General features: G+C 65.8%; 19 protein-coding genes. 12 read left to right on the forward strand and 7 right to left on the reverse strand.

Annotation, left to right across the window (positions count from 1 at the left end; translation table 11 throughout):
* Nucleotides 1–247: 247 nt before the first annotated feature.
* Together SR3_RS14625 and SR3_RS14630 are read left to right on the forward strand one after the other, a co-directional pair.
* Complete coding sequence (locus tag SR3_RS14625) at nucleotides 248–1,207, forward strand: phosphatase PAP2 family protein (protein ID WP_068087379.1); 960 nt, start codon at nucleotides 248–250, stop codon at nucleotides 1,205–1,207.
* Nucleotides 1,208–1,290: 83 nt separating this feature from the next.
* The gene (locus SR3_RS14630; RefSeq protein ID WP_068087382.1) at nucleotides 1,291–2,331 is read left to right on the forward strand and encodes an aldo/keto reductase; all 1,041 of its coding nucleotides are present in this window, start codon (nucleotides 1,291–1,293) and stop codon (nucleotides 2,329–2,331) included.
* Between the two features lie 43 nt (nucleotides 2,332–2,374).
* Here the strand turns inward: SR3_RS14630 and SR3_RS14635 are convergent, their stop codons facing one another.
* Both SR3_RS14635 and SR3_RS14640 read right to left on the reverse strand, forming a co-directional pair.
* Entirely contained in the window at nucleotides 2,375–3,394 is a 1,020-nt protein-coding gene (locus SR3_RS14635; protein WP_068087384.1) for a sugar kinase, read from the reverse strand.
* Between the two features lie 82 nt (nucleotides 3,395–3,476).
* On the reverse strand, nucleotides 3,477–4,448 hold the full coding sequence (locus SR3_RS14640; protein ID WP_068087387.1) for a bile acid:sodium symporter family protein: 972 nt from the start codon (nucleotides 4,446–4,448) through the stop codon (nucleotides 3,477–3,479).
* Nucleotides 4,449–4,604: 156 nt separating this feature from the next.
* Here SR3_RS14640 and SR3_RS14645 point away from each other — a divergent pair, with 156 nt between their 5' ends.
* Nucleotides 4,605–5,750 carry a pyridoxal phosphate-dependent aminotransferase gene (locus SR3_RS14645; protein ID WP_068087390.1) on the forward strand — a complete coding sequence of 382 codons (1,146 nt, stop codon included), beginning with the start codon at nucleotides 4,605–4,607 and terminating at the stop codon, nucleotides 5,748–5,750.
* Entirely contained in the window at nucleotides 5,747–6,757 is a 1,011-nt protein-coding gene (locus SR3_RS14650; RefSeq protein ID WP_068087393.1) for an acyltransferase family protein, read from the forward strand. Before SR3_RS14645 ends, SR3_RS14650 begins: the two co-directional genes overlap by 4 nt.
* Here the strand turns inward: SR3_RS14650 and SR3_RS14655 are convergent.
* From SR3_RS14655 to SR3_RS14675, 5 genes are all read right to left on the reverse strand, one after another.
* On the reverse strand, nucleotides 6,754–7,350 hold the full coding sequence (locus tag SR3_RS14655) for a PAS domain-containing protein (RefSeq protein ID WP_068087396.1): 597 nt from the start codon (nucleotides 7,348–7,350) through the stop codon (nucleotides 6,754–6,756). The genes SR3_RS14650 and SR3_RS14655 overlap by 4 nt on opposite strands.
* 103 nt (nucleotides 7,351–7,453) lie before the next feature.
* Entirely contained in the window at nucleotides 7,454–8,377 is a 924-nt protein-coding gene (gene cysK / locus SR3_RS14660) for a cysteine synthase A (protein WP_068087399.1), read from the reverse strand.
* Nucleotides 8,378–8,389: 12 nt separating this feature from the next.
* Nucleotides 8,390–9,061 (reverse strand): RBBP9/YdeN family alpha/beta hydrolase, encoded by a 672-nt coding sequence (locus tag SR3_RS14665; protein ID WP_068087402.1) that lies wholly within the window; start codon nucleotides 9,059–9,061, stop codon nucleotides 8,390–8,392.
* Nucleotides 9,062–9,217: 156 nt separating this feature from the next.
* A complete protein-coding gene (locus SR3_RS14670) occupies nucleotides 9,218–9,901 on the reverse strand; it encodes a cytochrome b/b6 domain-containing protein (RefSeq protein ID WP_068087405.1) in 684 nt (227 codons plus the stop codon).
* 42 nt (nucleotides 9,902–9,943) lie between these two features.
* Nucleotides 9,944–10,399 carry a c-type cytochrome gene (locus tag SR3_RS14675; protein ID WP_068087408.1) on the reverse strand — a complete coding sequence of 152 codons (456 nt, stop codon included), beginning with the start codon at nucleotides 10,397–10,399 and terminating at the stop codon, nucleotides 9,944–9,946.
* 362 nt (nucleotides 10,400–10,761) lie between these two features.
* On the opposite strand from SR3_RS14675, the gene SR3_RS14680 reads away from it, so the two are divergent.
* The 8 genes from SR3_RS14680 to SR3_RS14715 all read left to right on the forward strand — a co-directional run bounded on the left by SR3_RS14680 (nucleotide 10,762) and on the right by SR3_RS14715 (nucleotide 20,165).
* The gene (locus SR3_RS14680) at nucleotides 10,762–12,381 is read left to right on the forward strand and encodes an ArnT family glycosyltransferase (protein ID WP_169805642.1); all 1,620 of its coding nucleotides are present in this window, start codon (nucleotides 10,762–10,764) and stop codon (nucleotides 12,379–12,381) included.
* A 115-nt stretch (nucleotides 12,382–12,496) separates the two neighbouring features.
* Nucleotides 12,497–13,267, forward strand: a complete 771-nt coding sequence (gene rfbF / locus SR3_RS14685) for a glucose-1-phosphate cytidylyltransferase (protein ID WP_068087414.1) — start codon at nucleotides 12,497–12,499, stop codon at nucleotides 13,265–13,267.
* Complete coding sequence (rfbG, locus tag SR3_RS14690; protein ID WP_245653929.1) at nucleotides 13,264–14,427, forward strand: CDP-glucose 4,6-dehydratase; 1,164 nt, start codon at nucleotides 13,264–13,266, stop codon at nucleotides 14,425–14,427. The genes rfbF and rfbG overlap by 4 nt, the downstream gene beginning before the upstream one ends.
* The gene (gene rfbH / locus SR3_RS14695; protein WP_245653930.1) at nucleotides 14,427–15,788 is read left to right on the forward strand and encodes a lipopolysaccharide biosynthesis protein RfbH; all 1,362 of its coding nucleotides are present in this window, start codon (nucleotides 14,427–14,429) and stop codon (nucleotides 15,786–15,788) included. The genes rfbG and rfbH overlap by 1 nt, the downstream gene beginning before the upstream one ends.
* Nucleotides 15,789–15,821: 33 nt before the next feature.
* On the forward strand, nucleotides 15,822–16,622 hold the full coding sequence (locus SR3_RS14700) for an aldolase (RefSeq protein WP_068087420.1): 801 nt from the start codon (nucleotides 15,822–15,824) through the stop codon (nucleotides 16,620–16,622).
* 5 nt (nucleotides 16,623–16,627) lie between these two features.
* Complete coding sequence (locus SR3_RS14705; RefSeq protein ID WP_068087423.1) at nucleotides 16,628–18,508, forward strand: thiamine pyrophosphate-binding protein; 1,881 nt, start codon at nucleotides 16,628–16,630, stop codon at nucleotides 18,506–18,508.
* Between the two features lie 12 nt (nucleotides 18,509–18,520).
* Nucleotides 18,521–19,201, forward strand: coding sequence for an HAD family hydrolase (locus SR3_RS14710; RefSeq protein WP_169805643.1), 681 nt, complete (start codon nucleotides 18,521–18,523; stop codon nucleotides 19,199–19,201).
* On the forward strand, nucleotides 19,194–20,165 hold the full coding sequence (locus SR3_RS14715) for an NAD-dependent epimerase/dehydratase family protein (RefSeq protein WP_068087429.1): 972 nt from the start codon (nucleotides 19,194–19,196) through the stop codon (nucleotides 20,163–20,165). Before SR3_RS14710 ends, SR3_RS14715 begins: the two co-directional genes overlap by 8 nt.
* Nucleotides 20,166–20,221 lie beyond the last annotated feature (56 nt).

A 20,221-nucleotide genomic window follows, 5' to 3' on the forward strand; every position in this document is an offset into this window, starting at 1 on the left:
GACAGTGGCACCCGATCAGAGCGCTTCACCTCGCTGCGTCGCAGCCTGTTTTATTCCGCTTCGCGGGAGGTTACGCGCTTGGGTGGGGCACCGCTGCCCTTGCGTCGGGAGACGTTATGGGAGCGCGAGGGTGTAACACCCTCGCATCTATCTTCTCTCCTTTCTCTCCCTTCATCGCACCCCCGCTTGCATTTTCACAAAATCGTCACATGGAGCAGAAACGCAGCTCCAGCGATTCCCGAGGCCCATGGACCAGCCTTTCAAACAGCGATTCGACCGTCTTGCTCCTTTCATCCCCGGCCGCGTGCTGGCGGGGGCGTTAGGGGCGAGCTTTATGCTGGTGATCGCCCTTCTGGTGCATATCGATCTGATGATCGATCCGGCGGTGCCGCGTTTCTGGGTGCTGTCGGCATGGTTCGTCGGGCTGGCCGTGCTGCGCTGGGCCCTGCGTGACGCCAAGGGCGGCGCGGCCGAGAAGCTGCGCGATTTCGCCGAATATGTCGTGACCTTCATGTGCATCAGCCTGCTGGGCGTGCTGGCCAGCTATGCGCTGGCGGGGGTGTCGCATGGCTTCGTCGATGCCGAGCTGGATCGTGCCGACAAGATGCTGCATTTCGACTGGCTGGCGCTGTACTATCTGGTGGCGGCGTCTCCGCTGCTTCAGCATCTGGGGCAGGCGGCCTATTCGAACATCTACATCACCCCGGCGATCCTGTTCCTCTCGATGGCGTGGAACGGCGAGAAGGCCAGCGCGCGCCAGTTCCTGCTGACCTATTGGGCGGCGGTGGTGATGACGCTCAGCGTCTTCCCGCTGATGCCCGCCAAGGGCGCGCTGGATTATCTGACCGACGGGCCGGTGCCCTATATGCCGACGAGCGGGCGCTGGCAGGGCGTGATCATCCCCGCGCTGCGCGAACATCTGCTGCCCAAGATCGATCTGGGCGCCTTGCAGGGTCTGGTCTGCGCGCCAAGCTTCCACACGGTGAGCGGGGTGCTCTATCTGGCCTGGGCGTGGAAATCGCCCCGGTTGCGCTGGGTGCTGGTGCCGATGAACATCGCCATGCTGATGGCGACCCCCATCGAGGGCGTGCACTACCTTTCGGACATGATCCTTGGCGCGGGCGTGGCGCTGCTGGCCATCGCGCTGGTGGAGCGCTGGGTACGCCGGTCCTCGACCCAGCCGACCGGGCTGCTGGCCACAGCCTGAAGGGCGGCTTGCGGGGGGCTGATCCGCTGGCTATACCAGGCGGTATAGATTGCTCCCCCTCCCCCAATCAATGAGGCATTTGCATGGAATACCGTCCTCTCGGCCAGACCGGGATGCAGGTCAGCGCCGTCTGTCTTGGCACCATGACCTGGGGCTCGCAGAACACGCAGGATGAAGCCAATGCCCAGATCGACTTTGCGCTCGATCACGGCATCAATTTCCTCGACACGGCAGAGATGTACCCCGTCACCCCGGTGAAGCTGGAAACCTTCGGCCATACCGAGGCGATGATCGGCACCTGGCTGGCCCAGAGCGGCAAGCGCGACAAGATCGTGTTGGCCAGTAAGGTTTCGGGCCCGGCGCGCTGGTATCAGCTGCGCGGCGGCAACCGGCTGGACCGCCGCAACATCGAGGAAGCCATCGACGGCAGCCTGAAGCGGCTGAAGACCGATTACCTCGACCTCTATCAGCTGCACTGGCCCGATCGCGGCGTGCCGATGTTCGGCGCGCGCGGGCTGCAGGCGCTGGGCGACGATGCGCAGGTGGTCTCGCTGGAAGAGACGCTGGGCGTGATGGCCGATCTGGTGAAGGCCGGGAAGATCCGCGCCGTGGGCCTGTCGAACGAAACGCCATGGGGCGTGGGCGAGGCCTTGCGTCTGGCGCGCGATGCGGGTCTGCCGCGCGTGGCCTCGATCCAGAACGCCTATTCGCTGCTGAACCGCACCTTCGAGACCGGCCTTTCGGAGTTCGCCCTGCGTGAGGATGTGGGTCTGCTGGCCTATTCCCCGCTGGCGGCGGGCTATCTCTCGGGCAAATATCTGGGCGGCACGGTGCCGGCCGGATCGCGGCTGGATGTGGCCAAGCAGTTCACCCGCTATGTCGTGCCTCAGGAGCATGAGGCGACCGCGCGCTATGTCGGCATCGCCCATGCGCTGGGCCTCACGCCCGTGCAGCTGGCGCTGGGCTTTGTGTATTCGCGCGGCTTCGTGACCAGCTCGATCATCGGCGCCACCAGCGTCGAGCAGTTGAAGGAAAACATCGAGGGCAGCCTGACCAGGCTGCCCGAAGAGGCCCTGAAAGCCATCGCGGATGTCTACCGCATCCTGCCCGACCCCTGCCCCTGAACGGAAAGACCGGCGCCTCTACCAAGAGGCGCCGGTTTGGCCTTTAGCGGCGAACGTCGCCACCAACACCGGTGAAGGCATCCACCTCGGCGCGCGGCAGGCGGAACAGATCGCCATGCAGCGAATGCTTCAGCGCATTCATCGCCAGACCCAGCTCGGCCATTTTCCGCGCGTCGCCGCCTTCCAGCCAGCCGGTCAGCACGCCGGCGGCAAAGGCATCGCCCGACCCCACACGGTCGACGATATCGGTGATATCGACCTCCTGAGTCTGGAACCGGTCCTCACGCAGATCGACCCGCGCGGCGAGGCGGTGATGCGTCTGCGTCAGCGGATGGCGCGCGGTGGAGGCCATCACCTGCAAATTCGGGAAAGCATCGAAGGCCGCTTCCACCGCCTCGCGGCGCCGCTCGGCGCCATCGCCCGAGAAGGGGCGGCCCAGCAGCAGCGTCATGTCGCGGTGGTTGCCGAAGAGGATCGTGGCGTTGCCGATCAGATCGGTGAGGATGCTCCTGGGATCGCTGTCCCAGGCGTTCCACAGCCGCTCACGGAAGTTGCAGTCGAAGGAGATCGGCACGCCCGCCGCGCGCGCCGCCGCCATGCCCGCACGGGCCAGCGCCACGCCCTTGGGGCCCAGCGCGGCGGTGATGCCGGAGATGTGGAACAGGCCCGCGCCGTCCAGCGCGCTGGCGAAATCGAAGGCTTCGGGCTCGGCGCTGGCAAAAGCGCTGCCTGCCCGGTCATAGGTGATGGCAGAGGGACGCAGCGAACCGCCGACCTCAAGGAAGTACAGCCCCATGCGGCCCGGACCATTGATGAAACCGCGCGTATCGACTCCAGCGGCGGCAATCGCGGCGCGCGCCTTGGCGCCCAGCGGACCTTCGGGCACCATGCCAAGGAAGCGCGCCTCATGCCCCATCGCGGCCAGTCCCACGGCGACATTGGCCTCGGCCCCGCCGATGGTCAGGTCCAGACTCTGTGCATCGGCAATGGTGCGGCCCGCAGGCGTGGCGAAACGCAGCATGACCTCGCCGAAACACACGACATGACCCTTTACCGCACTCATTCAGGCACTCCCTCTATCGCTATGGCCCAGCCCTAGCCTGCCCTCACCTTCGCGTCGAGCCCGCTCTGACACCGCTGGCCAATCAGTCTTCCTCGCCCGGATTGCTGCCCGCCAGCTGCTTGGCGATCACCGCGCAGGCCATCAGCTGGATCTGGTGGAACAGCATCAGCGGCAGGATTACCACGCCAACAGCGGCAGGCGGAAACAGCACCCCCGCCATGGGCACGCCGCTGGCCAGGCTCTTCTTGCTGCCGCAGAACAGCAGCACGATCTGATCCGCGCGCGTGAAGCCCAGCAGCTTGCCCAGCCCCCATGTCGCGGCCAGCGCCACGGCCAGCAGCAGCACATTGAGCAGCAGGATCAGCCCCAGCTGGTCGAGCGGCAGCTTGTGCCACAGCCCCTCGATCACCGCCGCCGAAAAGGCGGTATAGACCACCAGCAGGATCGAGCCGCGATCCACATAGCCCACCAGCTGCTTGTGCTTCGCGATGAAGCCGCCCACCACCGGGCGCAGCAGATGGCCCGCCACAAAGGGCACCAGCAGTTGGGCGACAATCTTCTCCACCGAACCCACCGAAAGCTGAACGCCCGCGCCGCCCATCAGCAGCCCGGCCAGCAGCGGCGTGATCACCAGCCCCAGAATGTTCGAGAAGGAGGCCGAGCAGACCGCCGCCGCCACATTGCCCCGCGCGATGGAGGTAAAGGCGATCGAGCTTTGCACCGTGGAGGGCAGCAAGGTCAGGAACAGCATGCCGCTGGCGATCAGCCCCGGCAGGCCGGGAATGGCCTTCACCGCCAGCCCCAGCAGCGGGAAGAGCGCAAAGGTCACCGCCATCACCGCCAGATGCAGCCGCCAGTGCCCGGCCCCGGCCACGATGGCCTTGCGCGAAAGCTTGGCCCCATGCAGGAAGAACAGCAGCACGATGCCCGCATTGGCCGCCCATTCGAAACCCTGCGCCGCAGCGCCGCGCGCGGGCAGCAGGCTGGCCAGCGCCACCGTGCCCAGCAGCGCGAGAATATAGGGATCGAGGGCGGATTTGATGCGTGCGAACATAGGGCAGGCGGTTCCCGTCAAAAGCTGCTTCCGGTTGGACAGGGCCGCCCCCAGCGTCAACCCTCAATCTGATGCGATGAATCGCCAAAAAATTCGAACACGCGCGCCAATCCTGCATCTCTTGGGAGCCCACGCCGCCTGTGCTAGGGCGCGCGCATGACCGCCCTTATCGAACCCTTCCGCGCCATGCAGATCAGCCTGCGCTCTCATGAACTGGCCGCGCAGGGCCGCCGCATCATCCATATGGAATTCGGCCAGCCCTCCACCAGCGCGCCCGCCGCTGCCATCGCCGCCGCCCATCGCGTGCTGGACAGCGATGCGCTGGGCTATTGGGAAAGCCGCCCGCTGAAAGAACGCATCGCCCGGCACTATGCCGAGACGCAAGGCGTCACCATCCGGCCCGAACAGGTGATCCTCACCAGCGGCGCCTCCCCCGCGCTGGTGCTGGCGCTGTCGAGCGCGCTGGCCCCCGGCGCGCGGGTGGCGATGGCGCGGCCCGGCTATGTCGCCTATCGCAACACGGTACGCGCCCTGCATATGGAGGCGGTGGAACTGCCCTGCGGCGCGGATGAAGGCTATCAGATCAGCGCCGCCGCGCTCGAAGCGCTGGAGCCCGCCCCCGATGCGGTGATCATCGCCAGCCCCGCCAACCCCACCGGCACGATCATCCCGCCTGCCGAGCTGGGATCAATCGCGCAGGTCTGCAAGGCGCGCGGCATCCGCATCATCTCCGATGAGATCTACCACGGCCTGTCCTACACCGGCCCCACGCAAACCATGCTGGCGCATACGCCCGATGCTCTGGTGGTGAACAGCTTCTCCAAATATTTCAGCATGCCCGGCTGGCGGCTGGGCTGGCTGGTGGCGCCCGAGGATCTGGTCGATGCCGCCTATGCGCGGATGAGCAACCTGTTCCTCACCCCCCATGTGCTGAGCCAGCACGCAGGCCTGCTCGCCTTCGACGGGGTCGAAGAGCTGGAGGGCCATATCGCCACCTATGCGAAGAACCGCGAACTCATGCTGGCCGCCCTGCCCGCCATGGGTCTGGCCCGCATCGCCCCGCCCGACGGCGCCTTCTACATCTGGGCCGACATCGGCCATCTCACCGACGACAGCATCAGCTTCTGCACCCGCCTGCTGGAAGACACCGGCGTCTGCACCGCGCCGGGGGTGGATTTCGATCCTCTCGATGGCCATCGCTTCATGCGCTTTTCCTTCGCGGTCTCCACCGCGCTGGTGGAGGAAGCCATCGCCCTGCTGGTGCCATGGTTCGCCGCACAGGCTCAACGCCCGCAAGGATGACGCCACCCAAGAGCCACCGCCTGCCGCTGCTCGACGGTTTGCGCGGCGTGGCGGCGATCATGGTGATGCTGCATCATGAAGGCCCGCTTCATGGCACGGTCTGGCCGCTGCCGCGCGCCTATCTGGCGGTGGATTTCTTCTTCATACTCTCCGGGCTGGTGCTGACACCGGCCTTCGAGCCCCGTCTGCGCGCCGAGCTTTCCCCCGCGCGCTTTCTGATCCAGCGCTTCGCCCGGCTTTGGCCGGTTCTGGCAGTGGGCGTGCTGATTGGCGGAGCCGCTGCCCTGTTGCGCGGCGAGGATCACCTTTGGCCGCTGATCCTGCTGGCCAGCCTGCTGCTGCTCCCCTTTCCGCTGGGCAGAGGCGGCCTCTACCGGCTCGACGGGCCGCAATGGTCGATTGGCTATGAGCTGCTGGCCAATGCGCTGCATGCGGGCCTGCTGGTGCGACTGAGCGACCGGGCGGTGCTGGGTTTCGCTCTGGCGGCAGGCGCGATCATGGCATGGCAGATCGCCCATTTCGGCGGGGCGGCAATGGGCGACACCACCGCCAATTGGTGGGGCGGCTTCGCCCGCGTGGGCTGGGCCTATGCGCTGGGCGTGTGGCTGGGGCGGCAACTGAAGGCAGCACCGACAACCGGGCGCTGGTGGCTGCTGGCCGCCCTGCCGCTGCCCCTCACGCTCGGGCTGCTGCCCTTTCTGCCTCTGACGCGCGGCTGGGGCGACGCGCTGGCGGTGTTCGTGCTGCTACCGCTGGCGCTGTGGCTGGGCGCCCGCGTGGCGCTTCCGGCCATGGCAGCGCGCTGCTGCGGCTGGCTGGGGGCACTGTCCTACCCGCTCTATGCCATTCACGGCCCGCTGCTGGTGATCGGCGCCCATCTGACGCGGCACCTGCCCGAGGCAACGCAACCGCTGGCACGCCTCGCCGTGCTGCTGGCCATCCTGCTGCTGGCGCAGGTGCTGGCCCTGTCACCGCTGGCCAGAGGCTTGCGGCTGAAACGCGCCTAAAGCCCCGCCTCCACCGCCAGCCGGATGGCGTCGGCGCTGGTCCTCACCCCCAGCGCGCGGAACATCGCCGAGCGGTGCATCTTGATCGTGCGTTCCGACAGCTCCAGATCCCAGGCGATCTGCTTGTTCAGCTTGCCCGCCGCCATCTCGACCAGAATCTGGTGCTGGCGGCGTGACAGCCGCGCGATGATGTCGCGCGCGGCCTCGCGCATGCTCTGCTGCACCTCGGCCACCGCGCCGCGCTCGGTGACATCGACCTGACTGCCCAGAAAATACTCGACCTTGCCCTCCGCGTCGAACAGCGGCGCCACCATCACCGCATTGCGGAAGGGCGTGCCATCCTTGCGGTAATTGAGGATCTCCACCATCGTCGGCTGGTTGGCCCTGATCGCCTCGCGCAATTGCTGCGAGACCGCCGGATCGGTGTCAGGCCCGCGCAGAAAGCGGCAGTTGCGCCCCACGATCTCGTCGCGCTCATAGCCGGTCAGGGCGATAAAGGCGCTGTTGCAGGAGATGATGGGCAAATCCGGATCGCGCGCATCGCAGATGATGGCCGCAACGGCGCTATGGTCGATCAGATCCGTCAAAGGCATGATTTATGTTAGCACGGAATATTGCCCGTACAACCCGCAGTCATGTGATGTTAAATCATGCGGCGGCGCGGGGGTGTCGCCCGCGCCGCCGCATGCTGTCCGGTCAGGGTTCGGGCAGGAAATCGGGCACCGAGAGATAGCGCTCGCCCGTATCATAGTTGAAGCCCAGCACCTTGGCGCCAGCGGGCAGATCTTTCAGCTTCTGGGCGATGGCGGCCAGCGTGGCGCCGCTCGAAATGCCCACCAGCAGGCCTTCCACGCTGGCGGCCTTGCGGGCCCAGTTCTTGGCGTCCTCGGCCTCGACCTGAATCACGCCATCGAGCAGTTCGGTATGCAGATTGCCGGGAATGAAACCGGCGCCGATGCCCTGAATGGGATGCGGCCCCGGCTGGCCGCCGCTGATCACCGGCGAGAGCGTGGGCTCCACCGCAAAGGCCTTCAGCTCGGGCCATGCGCCCTTCAGCACCTGCGCCGTGCCCGTCAGGTGACCGCCGGTGCCCACGCCCGAGATCAGCGCATCGAAAGGCGCATCGGCGAAATCGGCCAGCACTTCGCGCGCCGTGGTGCGCACATGCACATCGACATTGGCCGGGTTTTCGAACTGCTGGGGAATCCACGCGCCTTCGATGCTGGAAGCCAGTTCCTGAGCGCGCTCCAAAGCGCCCTTCATGCCCTTCTCGCGCGGGGTCAGGTCGAAGCTGGCGCCATAGGCCAGCATCACGCGGCGGCGCTCGATCGACATGCTCTCGGGCATGACGAGGATCAGCTTGTAGCCCTTCACCGCCGCCACCAGTGCCAGACCGATGCCGGTGTTGCCGCTGGTCGGCTCGATGATGGTGCCGCCGGGCTTGAGCGTGCCGTCGGCCTCCGCCGCCTCGACCATCGCCAGCGCGATGCGGTCCTTGATCGAGCCGCCCGGATTGGTGCGCTCGCTCTTCACCCAGACCTCATGGTCGGGGAAGAGGCGCGCCAGACGGATATGCGGCGTGTTGCCGATGGTTTCGAGGACGGATTGCACTTTCGTCATGAGTCTCTCCGATCAGGGACGCAGGCGGGGAAAGGGTTGTTCTGCGCCGAAATCGGCCTGCGCGCCGCGCGCGTCAAGAGGGCTGCCGTCAAGAGAGCGATTGTCGGGCCGGGCGATCAGTTCATTCAGCCAGCCCTGCCCCTGCGGCCACAGGCCCAGCGCGGAGTCGGCGTTGAGATGGCCCGCCTGCCCCAGATCCTCGAACCGCGATCCCCAGCCCTTGGCCAGGCGCCGCGCGGCATGCAGCCCGATCCACGGATCGTTGCGGCTGGCAGCCAGAATCGAGGGGAATGGCAGCGGCCCGGTGGGCACCGGCGCAAAGGTGCCGACGCGCGGATCGCGCGGGAAGAAATCGACCTCGGGCGGGGCGACCAGCAAGGCGCCTTTCACCAGACTGGCGGCTTCCTGCTCCAGCTGCGCCCACCACACCACGGCGATCACGCCAAGGGAATGCGCGGCCAGCACCACGGGGCGGCGCGCAGCACGGATCGCCAGATTGAGCTGATTGACCCATGTGTTGCGATGCGGCTGATCCCACATGCCCAGCTCCACGCGGTGGCAATCGTGGCGGTGCTGCTCCCACAGGCTCTGCCAATGGCCGGGGCCGGAGTTGTGCAGCCCCGGCACGGTCAACACCAGCGGCGGCTGGCCTGCGTCATGCTGAGAGGCGATGTCCTGTGCCATGGGATGCTCCTTTCCGGCCAGTTGCGGGGCGAGAGGCGCCGCAAGTCTGGCGATACAGGAAGCGCCCGGAGGCTCACAAGTTCAAATGTCAATTATTCCAGTAGAGTTTATTGGAGGAGGCAAAGCCCGGCTTGGCGGCAGGGCTTGCCATCCGGATCAGCCGAAGGGCGGCCAGTTGGCGCCATGCGCCACCCACCAGGTCACCGCACCCGCAACCAGCAGTGCGGGGATCACCCGCCACCATGGGGCGATATCGGGCTGGGCAACGGGCTCGTCATAGGTTTTGCGGCCGGTCACCATGGGCGGCACCAGCCGGTCCTTCTTCACCAGCGTGTAGAACAGGATCGCCGCCAGATGCACGCCGACCAGCGCCAGAATCAGGTTGAAGCCCAGCTTGTGCAGGTGATGCACCTGATCGCCCAGATCCAGATTGTCCGCCGGGATGTAATGGTTGAGCGGGCCGGAAAACAGCCCGTCGGTATCCTGTGAAAACAGGCCCAGACCGATCTGCAGCAGCAGCACCGTCAACAGGCCGATCACGCTGAGCGCGCCGAGCGGATTATGCCCGACGACCTTGCCGTGATGCTTGCCGGTCAGATAGCCAAAGACCGTGAACGGGCCCTTCACGAAATGGCTGAAACGCGCAGTATGGCTGCCGATCAGCCCCCAGACCACGCGGAAGATCACCAGAAACAGCAGCATCAGGCCGAACATGGCGTGACGCTCCATATTGCCCTGCTTGTAGGTCCACCACATGAGCGGGATCAGGATAACGACGCCCCAGTGGAACAGGCGCAAAGGCAAGTCCCACAGGCGAATGGTGGTATGAGTCCCGGTCATGCAGCGGCCCCTACTCGGCGCTTGGCGCGCCTGCTTTTGAAATCAGTCTTTTTCGCGATACTTGTCGTGGCAGGCTTTGCAGGTGCCGCCCAGCGCGCCCATCTTGGCCTTGATGGCATCCAGATTGCCCGAATCGGCAGCCACCTTGAAGTCCCCTGCAGCCTTGGCGAAATTGGCGGCGGCCAGCTTGAAACCGGCGCTGTCGCTCCAGATTTCGGCCTTGGCGCCGGTCTTCACGCTCACCTTGCCGATGCCGGTGCCGGCGGGGAACCAGGTCGGCACCTTGGGGGCCAGGCTGGCGATGGTGGCGGCGTTCTTCTTGATCAGCGCCAGATCGGGCGTGGCGGTCTTCAGCGTGTCGCCCGTGCCCTTGGCGGCGCCGCCGATCTGCTTGAAGCTTGCCTTGCGGGCATTCACCGCATCATCGGGCGTGGCGGCCTGCACCGCAACGGCCCCGGCCAGAACCAGGCCACTCAACAGCAATGTGATCGAACGCATGGAATTCTCCCTGAGCATATCGTCCATGCACCGTATAGCAGGTTGAAGACTCAGAGAAAGAGTGCCCCAGACCCTGTAACAGATGAGCAAGAGACGTGAAATATTGACGAGATATCAGCCCTATATCGCTGAATTTCAGGCAATCTGTAACAGTGCGCTTACACTTTTCCCTTATGAGTTTTTCGCAAGTGCACAAATGCCCACCCCCATCGCACATGCGTGCCGCGCAGGTGCTGGACTTGCGGTCAATCGAGCCGCCTTCGTTCAGGATCGCGCTTGACAGACGCGGCCCCGCGCATACTGCCGCCGCAAGCCGGAACATGCCAAACCGGCACGGCAGCGAAAGGCATCGCGTGGGTCGAGTGAACGGAATTACCCTCTGCATTCTGGCTTTGGCGCTGGGCCTGCGGCTTTATGGAATCACCTTCGGCCTGCCCGCGCTCAACGATCCCGACGAGCTGATGTTCGAGCTGGGGGCGATCCGCATGATCAGCCACCACACGCTCAATCCCGGCTGGTTCGGCCATCCCGCCACCACCACCATGTATGCGCTGGCCTTGGTCAATGGCGCGGTGCTGGGCACGGGGCGGCTGATGGGCTGGTTTCCCTCGGTGAAGGCCTTTGCCGATGCGGTCTATCTCAACCCGGGCTGGGTGATCCTGCCGGGGCGCTGGGTGATGGCGGGTTTCGGCATGGGCTCGGTCTGGGCGACCTACCGCCTGACCAACCGCCTGTTCGACCGGCCCACGGCCTGGATCGCGGCGCTGGTGCTGGCGGTCAATCCGGTGGCAGTGGTCTGGGCGCAGGTGGTGCGCTCCGACATCATGGCCAGCTTCTTCATGCTGCTGGCGCTGGATGCAGCCTTGCGCGTGGCGCGCATGGCACCGGGGGGGCCGGACAATCGCCGCGATCTGGGCTGGGGCGCGCTGTGGCTGGCGCTGGCCGTGGCCAGCAAATGGCCGTTCGGTCTGGCAGGCCTCGCCATGGCGGGTGCGCTGTGGATCGCGGTGCGGCAGGGGCGGCTGGCGGTCGGTTCGGGCGTGCTGCGGCTCGGCCTGTTCGGCGCGCTGAGCCTTTTGTTTCTGGTGATGATCTCTCCCTATCTGCTGCTGGCGCATGACACGGTGCTGCACGATCTGCATGGCGAGGCCCAGCTGCAGCATCTGGGCGCCACCGGCGGCACCCCGCTGGAGAACGCCTGGTGGTATCTGCAAGGGCCGCTGCTGCGCGGCTTTGGCGTGGTGGCGGGGCTGCTGGCGCTGATCGGTCTGGCGGTGATGCTGCGGCTGCGCGAGACGCGGCTGATGCTGCTGCCGCTGATGGCGGGTTTCGCGCTGGTGATCTGCATCCAGCATCTGATCTGGGAGCGCTGGGCTCTGCCGCTGATGCCGCTGCTGGCCATCGCCGTGGCGCTGGGCATCCGTACGGTGGTGCAGGCTCTGCCGCGCCATCGCGTGGCGGCGCAGGCGCTGATGGCGCTGGCCGCAGCCCTGCCGCTGGTGGTGGCCGATGCCGCTCAGGCGCAGGGGCGGCTGAACGACACAAGGCAGATCGCTTCGCGCTGGGCGCTGGACCATGCTCCGGCAGGCTCGCAGATCTTCGTCGAGCATTTCGGCTTCGATCTGCTCTCGCATCCCTGGACGGTGCTGTTTCCGCTGGGCAGCGCGGGCTGCATCAACGCGCATGACATTCTGATGGGTCATGTCGATCATGCCAGGATCGAGAATGATCGCGGCGGGCAGTCGGTTGTCGATTACGGCACCATGCCCCCTGCGGCAGCAGCAGCCACCTGCCATCCCGATTACGCCATCATCAGCCAATATGACCGTTATGCCGCCGAGCGCAGCCGCTTTCCCGCCGAATATCAAGCCTATCGCAGCCTGATCGCGCGCGGCACGCTGGTGGCCACCATCGCGCCGGTGCCGGGGCAGAGCGCCGGGCCGGTGATCCGCATCCTCCATTTCGATCGTCCCCGGCCTTGACGCTGCCGGACGATACCGTCAAATCCGCCGAAAATGGGCGGTCGCAGCGCCTGATGATACAGCGCTCGTTCATCTCTTCGGCCCCTAAGCGGGCTCTTTCCCTGAGGAGTCTTTCTTGACCAAAGCTGTCATTCTGGCCGGGGGCCTTGGCACAAGGCTGGGCGAGGAAACATCGGTCAGGCCCAAGCCCATGGTCGATGTCGGCGGCATGCCGATCCTGTGGCACATCATGAAGATCTATGCCGCCCATGGCGTCAGCGATTTCATCGTCTGCCTTGGGTACAAGGGCTATGTCATCAAGGAATTCTTCGCCAATTATTTCCTGCACGCCGCCGATGTGACCATCGATCTGGGCGCCAACAGCATCGAGGTCCATGCCGCCAAGAGCGAGCCCTGGCGCGTGACGCTGGTGGACACCGGCCTGGGCGCCCAGACCGGCGGACGCCTGCGCGCGGTGCGGCAGTATCTGGACGAGGACGAGCCCTTCTGCTTCACCTATGGCGACGGCGTTTCCGATGTGGACATCACCGCGCAGCTGGCCTTCCACAAGGCCCATGGCAAGCAGGCGACGATCACCGCTGTCGCCCCTCCGGGCCGTTTCGGCGCGCTGGAGTTCGAGGGCGATCTGGTGCGCAGCTTCAAGGAAAAGCCCGCGGGTGACGGCGGGCTGATCAATGGTGGCTTCTTCGTGCTGAATCCCTCGGTAATCGACCTGATTGACGATGCCGAGACGATCTGGGAACAGAAGCCGCTCGAGACGCTGGCCGCGAAGGGCGAGCTGGTCTCATGGCATCACAAGGGGTTCTGGCAGCCGATGGACACGCTGCGCGACCGCCAGCATCTGGAAAAGCTGTGGGCGCAGGGCGCGCCGTGGAAAGTCTGGTGAGCGTGAGCCACACCGCCATGGATCAGATCGCCCTCTCTCCCACCTTCTGGCAGGGCCGCCGTGTGCTTTTGACGGGCCACACCGGCTTCAAGGGCAGCTGGCTGGCGCTGTGGCTGGTTTCGATGGGCGCCAAGGTGACAGGCCTGTCGCTGCCCGCCGATGAGGTCAGCCTGTTCCGCCAGGCGCGTATCGACGAGCTGGTCACCCATATCGAGGGCGATATCCGCGATCTGGCCAGCGTGGACGCCGCCTTCCGCGCCGCCAATCCCGAGGTGGTCTTCCATCTGGCCGCCCAACCGCTGGTGCGCCTGTCTTACAGCACGCCGGTGGAAACCTATGCCACCAATGTGCAGGGCACGGTCCATGTGCTGGATGCCTGCCGCCGCGCCGCTGCGCTGGGAGTGGAAGGGCTGCGCGCCATCGTCTGCATCACCTCGGACAAGGCCTATGAGAACCGCGAATGGGTCTGGCCCTATCGCGAGAGCGACCCGATGGGCGGCTATGACCCCTATTCCAGCAGCAAAGGCGCGGCCGAACTGGTGATCGCCGCCTTCCGCTCCAGCTATTTCAACACCGAAGGCCAGCCGCTGCTCGCCTCGGTGCGGGCGGGCAATGTGATCGGCGGGGGCGACTGGGCGCTCGACCGGCTGCTGCCCGATCTGATCCGCGCGCTGCTCGACGGGCAGCGCCCGCTGATCCGCAATCCCCATGCCATCCGCCCCTGGCAGCATGTGCTGGAGGCTTTGGGCGGCTATCTGCTGATCGCCCAGCACCTGTTCGAAGGCCGCCGCTGGGCGGCCGAGGGCTGGAACTTTGGCCCCGCCGCCGAGGACTCGCGCCCCGTCGACTGGATCGCCGATCGCATGGTCGCCCTGTGGCATGACCGCGATCCGGACGCCCCCGCGACGACACGCGGCTGGGATCTGCCAAGCGAGGGCGCACCCCCGCCGCATGAGGCCGGAATCCTGAAACTGGACTGCACCAAGGCCCATTCCATTCTGGGCTGGCGCCCCGCGTTCACGTTACCGACAGCTTTGCTCCGCATTGTGGATTGGCATCGTCACGTGGGGCGAGGGGCAGACGCACGCGAAATCTCGCTTGCCCAACTCGACGATTATTGCCAGCGCTGGTCAGGAACCGGCGGGAAAAAGGGAAATTGATGTCCGTTGCAGACAGGCCGATGGATGCGGCCGGATTGACCCGCGATTTCGATGAAGCGCAGTTTCGATCGCTCATCCTTGAATTGACGGAAGAATATGCCAACCGCTTCCATGCGCCCAAGAGCTTCGCGCCCGGGCAAAGCGCCGTGCCGGTCTCCGGCAAGGTCTATGGCGCCTCGGATATGCGCAACCTCGTCGATTCGAGTCTCGACTTCTGGCTGACCACCGGGCGCTTCAACGAAGCCTTCGAGAAGCGTCTGGCCGAAAGAATCGGTGTGGCCCATGCGCTGACCACCAATTCGGGCTCCTCGGCCAATCTGCTGGCGCTTTCGACGCTGACCTCGCATTATTTCCGCAGCGAGGCCTTGAAGCCCGGCGATGAGGTCATCACCGTGGCCACCGGCTTCCCCACCACGGTCAACCCATCCCTGCAATACGGGCTGGTGCCCGTGTTCGTGGACGTGGACATCCCCACCTACAACATCAAGCCCGAGATGATCGAGGCCGCCGTCACCGACAAGACCCGCGCGATCATGGTGGCCCACACGCTGGGCAACCCCTTCGATCTGGGCGAGGTGATGCGGGTTGCCGAAAAGTACAACCTCTGGGTCATCGAGGATTGCTGCGACGCGCTGGGCGCCACCTATGACGGCAAGCCCGTCGGCACCTTCGGCGACATCGGCACGCTGTCCTTCTATCCTGCCCATCATATCACCATGGGCGAAGGCGGCGCGGTCTTCACCGACAAGCCGCGCCTGAAGCGCGTGATCGAATCCATGCGTGACTGGGGCCGCGACTGCTGGTGCGCGCCGGGCGTGGACAACACCTGCGGCAAGCGCTTCGGGCGCAAGCTGGGCAGTCTGCCGATGGGCTATGACCACAAATACACCTATGGCCATGCCGGTTATAACCTGAAGATCACCGATATGCAGGCCGCCGTGGGCCTGGCCCAGCTGGACCGGCTGGATGGCTTCATCGACGCCCGCGCCCGCAATTTCGACACGCTGACCGCGCTCTTGAAGCCGCTGGAAGATGTGCTGATCCTGCCGGAAGCCACGCCCAATTCGGTGCCAAGCTGGTTCGGCTATCCGATCACGCTGCGCCCGGGCTGCGGTATTGATCGTGAAATCCTCGTGCAATATCTCAATGAGAAAAAGATCGGCACACGGCTGCTGTTCGGCGGCAATCTGCTGCGCCAGCCCTATATGAAGGGCCGCAATTACCGCGTGGTCGGCGGGTTGGAAAACGCCGATCTGGTGACCACCAACACCTTCTGGCTGGGTGTCTACCCCGGATTGGGCGAAGACCATCTGGCCTATGTCGTCGAATGCCTTTCCGCCTTTCTGGCGGGCCGGAAGTAAGAAGCGTCAGCAGCAATTTCAGGAGTTAACCCCGTGAACACATATGAAAAGCGCATGCTGGCGATCCTTCAGGAGGGCAAGGCCAACTACGGCATCCTCTCGGTCAAGGCCGAGTTCGAGGCCGAAGGCACCCGCACCGACGAATTCCTGCGCCTGCTGGAAATCGGCCGCCGCGCCGGGGTCAAGATCGCGCTCAAGATCGGCGGCTGCGAGGCCATCCGCGACCTGATCGAGGCCCGCCAGTATGGCGTGGACTACATCATCGCGCCGATGGTGGAATCGCCCTATGCGCTCTCCAAATTCATCGCGGGCAAGGACAAGGTCTTCACCCCCGACGAGCGCGAGGACATCAGCTTCCTCTTCAACGTCGAAACCCGCGCTACGGTCGATCATCTGGCCCAGCTGGGCGAAGTGGCGCAGAAGGGCCAGACCGGCTTCGTCTTCGGCCGCGTCGATTTCGCGGGCTCGCAGGGGTTGACGCGCGATGCGGTGAATTCGCCCGAGATGCTCAAGCATATGCTGGATGTGGCTCTGGTGGCGAAGGATCGCGATCTGGAGCTGGTCGTCGGCGGCGGCGTCAGCCCGGCCTCGATCCCCACGCTGGCGCAGGTGCGCAAGGTGCGCCTCGACCGTTTCGAGACCCGCAAGGTGATCTTCGATGGCGCCGTGCTGGAAGATGGCCGCGCCGAGCCCGGCATGGAACTGGCCATCGAGTTCGAGCTGCTGTGGCTGAAGAACAAGCGCGATTTCTACCGCGGCATCGCCGAGGAAGACGCCCAGCGCATCGCCATGATGGAAGCGCGCCAGGCCCCCAAGGTGACCGAGCACGCCTGATCCCCATGAGCACCACCATCCGCGTCTCCGACCTGATCGCCCGCCTGCTCGCCGAGCATGGCATCACCGATGTCTTCATGCTGACGGGCGGCGGCGCCATGCATCTCAACGATGCGCTGGGCCGCGAAACCCGCCTGCGCAAGGTGTTCACCCACCATGAGCAGGCCGCCGCCATCGCCGCTGAAAGCTATGCGCGTTTGAGCGGCAAGCCCGCGGCGGTGAATGTCACCACGGGTCCGGGGGGCGTGAATGCGCTCAATGGCGTCTACGGCGCCTATGTGGACTCCATCCCGATGGTGGTGGTCTCGGGTCAGGTGAAGCGTGAGACCTTCGCGCCCAATTTCGCGCAGATTCCGCTGCGCCAGCTGGGCGATCAGGAGGTCGATATCGTCTCGATGGTGGCGCCGATCACCAAATATGCGGTGGTGCTGCAGGACCCCAAGCAGGCGCGCAAGGTCGTCGAAAAGGCTCTGTATCTCGCCACCCGTGGCCGCCCCGGCCCGGTGTGGATCGATGTGCCCATCGATGTGCAGGCCGCCCCGGTCGATCCCGAGGCGCTGGAAGCCTTCGACCCCGCCACGGATGAAGACACCGCTGGCGAGGCCCGCAACACCGCCGCCGAACTGGGCGCGCTGACGGGCGATGCCCTCACCGCTCAAGCGCAGGCCGTGCTGACGGAACTCTGCGCCGCGCAGCGCCCCGTGGTGCTGGCCGGTTGCGGCGTGCGCATCAGCGACAGCCATGAGGCCTTCCTCGCGCTGGTCCAAAAGCTGGGCGTGCCGGTGGTTTCGGGCTGGAACGCGCATGATGTGATCCACAATGACCATCCGCTCTATGTCGGGCGCCCCGGCAGCGTGGGCGATCGCGGCGGCAATTTCGCGGTGCAGTCGGCGGACTATGTGCTGGTGCTGGGCTGCCGCCTCAACATCCGCCAGATCAGCTACAACTGGCAGAGCTTCGCCCGCAACGCCCGCATCGCCATGGTCGATATCGACAGCGCCGAGCTGGCCAAGCCAACCCTCAGCCTGCACCGCCCGATCCATGCCGATCTGCGCGAATTTCTGGCTGCCGCTCAGGCCCTGCCGCTGCCGAACGACAATGAAATCGAGGCGCGCGCCGCCTTCCTCGCCCGCAGCCGCAGCCGCGCCACGCAATATCCCGCCGTGCGCGAGGACTATCGCTCGGCAGAGGGCCCGATCAACCCCTACATCTTCGCCGAAGCGCTCTTCGATCAGCTGGAAGAGAACGACATCGTCGTCACCGGTGACGGCACGGCCTGCGTCACCATCTTCCAGGCGGCGGATCTGAAGCAGGGCCAGCGGCTCTACACCAATTCGGGCTGCGCCTCGATGGGCTACGATCTGCCCGCCGCCATCGGCGCCTTCCACGCCGGTTCGCGCGCGGACAAACCCGGTGGCCGCATCATCTGTCTGGCCGGTGACGGTTCGATCATGATGAACCTGCAGGAACTGCAGACCATCATCGGCGGCAATCTGCCGATCAAGATCTTCGTGCTGAACAATGACGGTTACCACTCGATCCGCCAGTCGCAGCAGAACCACTTCCCCGACAACATCGTGGGTTGCGGGCCGGACAGCGGCCTCACCTTCCCCGATTTCGCCCGTCTGGCGCAGGGCTTCGGCCTGCCCGCCGCCAAGGCCGAGCGCGACGGCGATCTGGCCGCCACCATCGCCGCCACGCTGGCGGGCCCCGGCCCCCAGCTGCTGGAGGTGATGATCGACAAGCGCCAGCAGTTCGAACCCAAACTCTCCTCGCGGCGTTTGGACGATGGGCGGATGATTTCGCCGCCGCTCGAAGACCTCAGCCCCTTCCTCACCGACGAGGAACTGGCCGAAGCCATGGCGCCCTGCGCCACCTTGCGTTAAACGGACAGCATGATGGCCAAGCGGCTTCACGATCTGATCTTCGACCTGGACGGCACGCTGGTGGACAGCTGCGGGATCTGCGTCGATATTCTCTCGCAGATGCTGGCAGAGCGCGGCAGCGACCACCGCATCGATGCGCTGAGCGCCCGGCCCTATATGAGCCATGGCGGCCAGCGCATGGTCAGCGCCCTGCTGGGCCCGGCCTGCGGCGATCCGGCGGCTGAACTGGCCGATTTCCGTGCGCGTTATGCGCAGCGCCCCACAGATCCGGCCTCGCTTTTTGCCGGCGTGGTGGAGAATCTGACGCTGCTGGCCGATGCCGGGCACCGTCTGGCGATCTGCTCGAACAAGCCGCAGAATCTGTGCGACAAGGTGCTGGCCGACACCGGCCTTGGCGCCCTGTTCCCCGTCGTCGTGGGTGGCGGGCCGAAGCTGCGCGCCAAGCCGCATCCCGATCTGCTCGATGAAACGCTGCGCCAGCTGGGCAGCGATCCGGCCGATTGCATCTTCATCGGCGACAGCGAGTTGGACCATCAGGTGGCGCAGGCGCGGGGCATCCCCTTCCTCTTCCTCACCTATGGCTATGCCGATCCCTCCTACCAGCCGGACCCGGCCTCCAGCCACGATCATTTCACCGGCATGGCAGGCGCCCTGCTGGAGCTGACGCGCGGACGCCGGGCACGCCGTGCCTGACGCAACACGCGCATCCCACCTTCTGGCACCGGCCATCGCCGAGCGCCTGACCGCCAGCAATCACCGCATCGTGGTGACGGGCGCGGGCGGCTGGCTCGGTCTGGCCACGCTGGAATTGTTGGCCGCGACACTGGGCGATGCTTTCCCCAAGCGCGTCGCCGCCTTTGGCTCCAGCACCCGCGCGCTGCGGCTGCGTGACGGCACGCCGGTGCTGCAGCGCCCGCTGGCCGATATGGGCTGGCTGCCCGAGGCGCCCACGCTGGTCCTCCACCTCGCCTTCCTGACCAAGGACCGCGCCGAGGCGATGGATGAAGCCGCCTATCGCGCCGCCAACCGCGCCATCACCCGGACCGTGCTGGATGCGCTAAAGCCGATCGGCGCGCAGGCGCTGTTCCTCGCCTCATCCGGCGCGGCGGCCAAGGCCGATGACCCGCAGGCCAACGCCGCCATGCGGCTCTATGGCGCGATGAAGCGCGACGATGAGGATATCTTCGCGCATTGGGCGCAAAGCACCGGCCATCGCGCGGTGATCGGCAGGGTTTATGCCATCTCCGGCCCGCATATGAACAAGCCGGAAGCCTATGCGCTGGCCAGCTTTATGCGCGATGCGCTGGACGGGCGGCCCATCGCGGTGCGCGCGCCGCATCGCGTGATCCGCTCCTACGTGGCCATCCGCGAGTTGATGAGTCTGGTCTTCGCCCTGCTGCTCGATGCTGACAGCGGCGTCGAACGCTTCGATTCCGGCGGCGATCCGCTGGACCTCGAAGATGTGGCGCAGGCCGTGGCCGATGCCGTGCCCGGCGCGCAGGTCACCCGCGCGCCGATCACCAGCGACAAGCTCGACCGCTATCACGGCGATGGCGCGCATTATGCCGCGCTGCTGGCGCGTCATGGCATCGCGCCGGTCGATCTGGCCACGCAGGTTCACGAGGCGCTGGCGGATATTCGCACCTCCACCCTATAAGAGCGCTCGGTTCCAGAGCGCCTTCTCTCACGCATGTCACACTTCGGCAGGAACAG

It is taken from the genome of Novosphingobium rosa NBRC 15208 (assembly GCF_001598555.1).
Taxonomy (GTDB): Bacteria; Pseudomonadota; Alphaproteobacteria; order Sphingomonadales; family Sphingomonadaceae; genus Novosphingobium; species Novosphingobium rosa.

Coding starts and splice junctions, on each gene's coding strand:
- SR3_RS14710 (WP_169805643.1), top strand. CDS start 18,521: ATGGCCAAGCGGCTTCACGATCTGATCTTCGACCTGGACGGCACGCTG.
- SR3_RS14675 (WP_068087408.1), bottom strand. CDS start 10,399: ATGCGTTCGATCACATTGCTGTTGAGTGGCCTGGTTCTGGCCGGGGCC.
- SR3_RS14635 (WP_068087384.1), bottom strand. CDS start 3,394: ATGAGTGCGGTAAAGGGTCATGTCGTGTGTTTCGGCGAGGTCATGCTG.
- SR3_RS14665 (WP_068087402.1), bottom strand. CDS start 9,061: ATGGCACAGGACATCGCCTCTCAGCATGACGCAGGCCAGCCGCCGCTG.
- SR3_RS14625 (WP_068087379.1), top strand. CDS start 248: ATGGACCAGCCTTTCAAACAGCGATTCGACCGTCTTGCTCCTTTCATC.
- SR3_RS14655 (WP_068087396.1), bottom strand. CDS start 7,350: ATGCCTTTGACGGATCTGATCGACCATAGCGCCGTTGCGGCCATCATC.
- SR3_RS14645 (WP_068087390.1), top strand. CDS start 4,605: ATGACCGCCCTTATCGAACCCTTCCGCGCCATGCAGATCAGCCTGCGC.
- SR3_RS14705 (WP_068087423.1), top strand. CDS start 16,628: ATGAGCACCACCATCCGCGTCTCCGACCTGATCGCCCGCCTGCTCGCC.
- SR3_RS14640 (WP_068087387.1), bottom strand. CDS start 4,448: ATGTTCGCACGCATCAAATCCGCCCTCGATCCCTATATTCTCGCGCTG.
- SR3_RS14670 (WP_068087405.1), bottom strand. CDS start 9,901: ATGACCGGGACTCATACCACCATTCGCCTGTGGGACTTGCCTTTGCGC.
- cysK (WP_068087399.1), bottom strand. CDS start 8,377: ATGACGAAAGTGCAATCCGTCCTCGAAACCATCGGCAACACGCCGCAT.
- rfbH (WP_245653930.1), top strand. CDS start 14,427: ATGTCCGTTGCAGACAGGCCGATGGATGCGGCCGGATTGACCCGCGAT.
- SR3_RS14650 (WP_068087393.1), top strand. CDS start 5,747: ATGACGCCACCCAAGAGCCACCGCCTGCCGCTGCTCGACGGTTTGCGC.
- SR3_RS14630 (WP_068087382.1), top strand. CDS start 1,291: ATGGAATACCGTCCTCTCGGCCAGACCGGGATGCAGGTCAGCGCCGTC.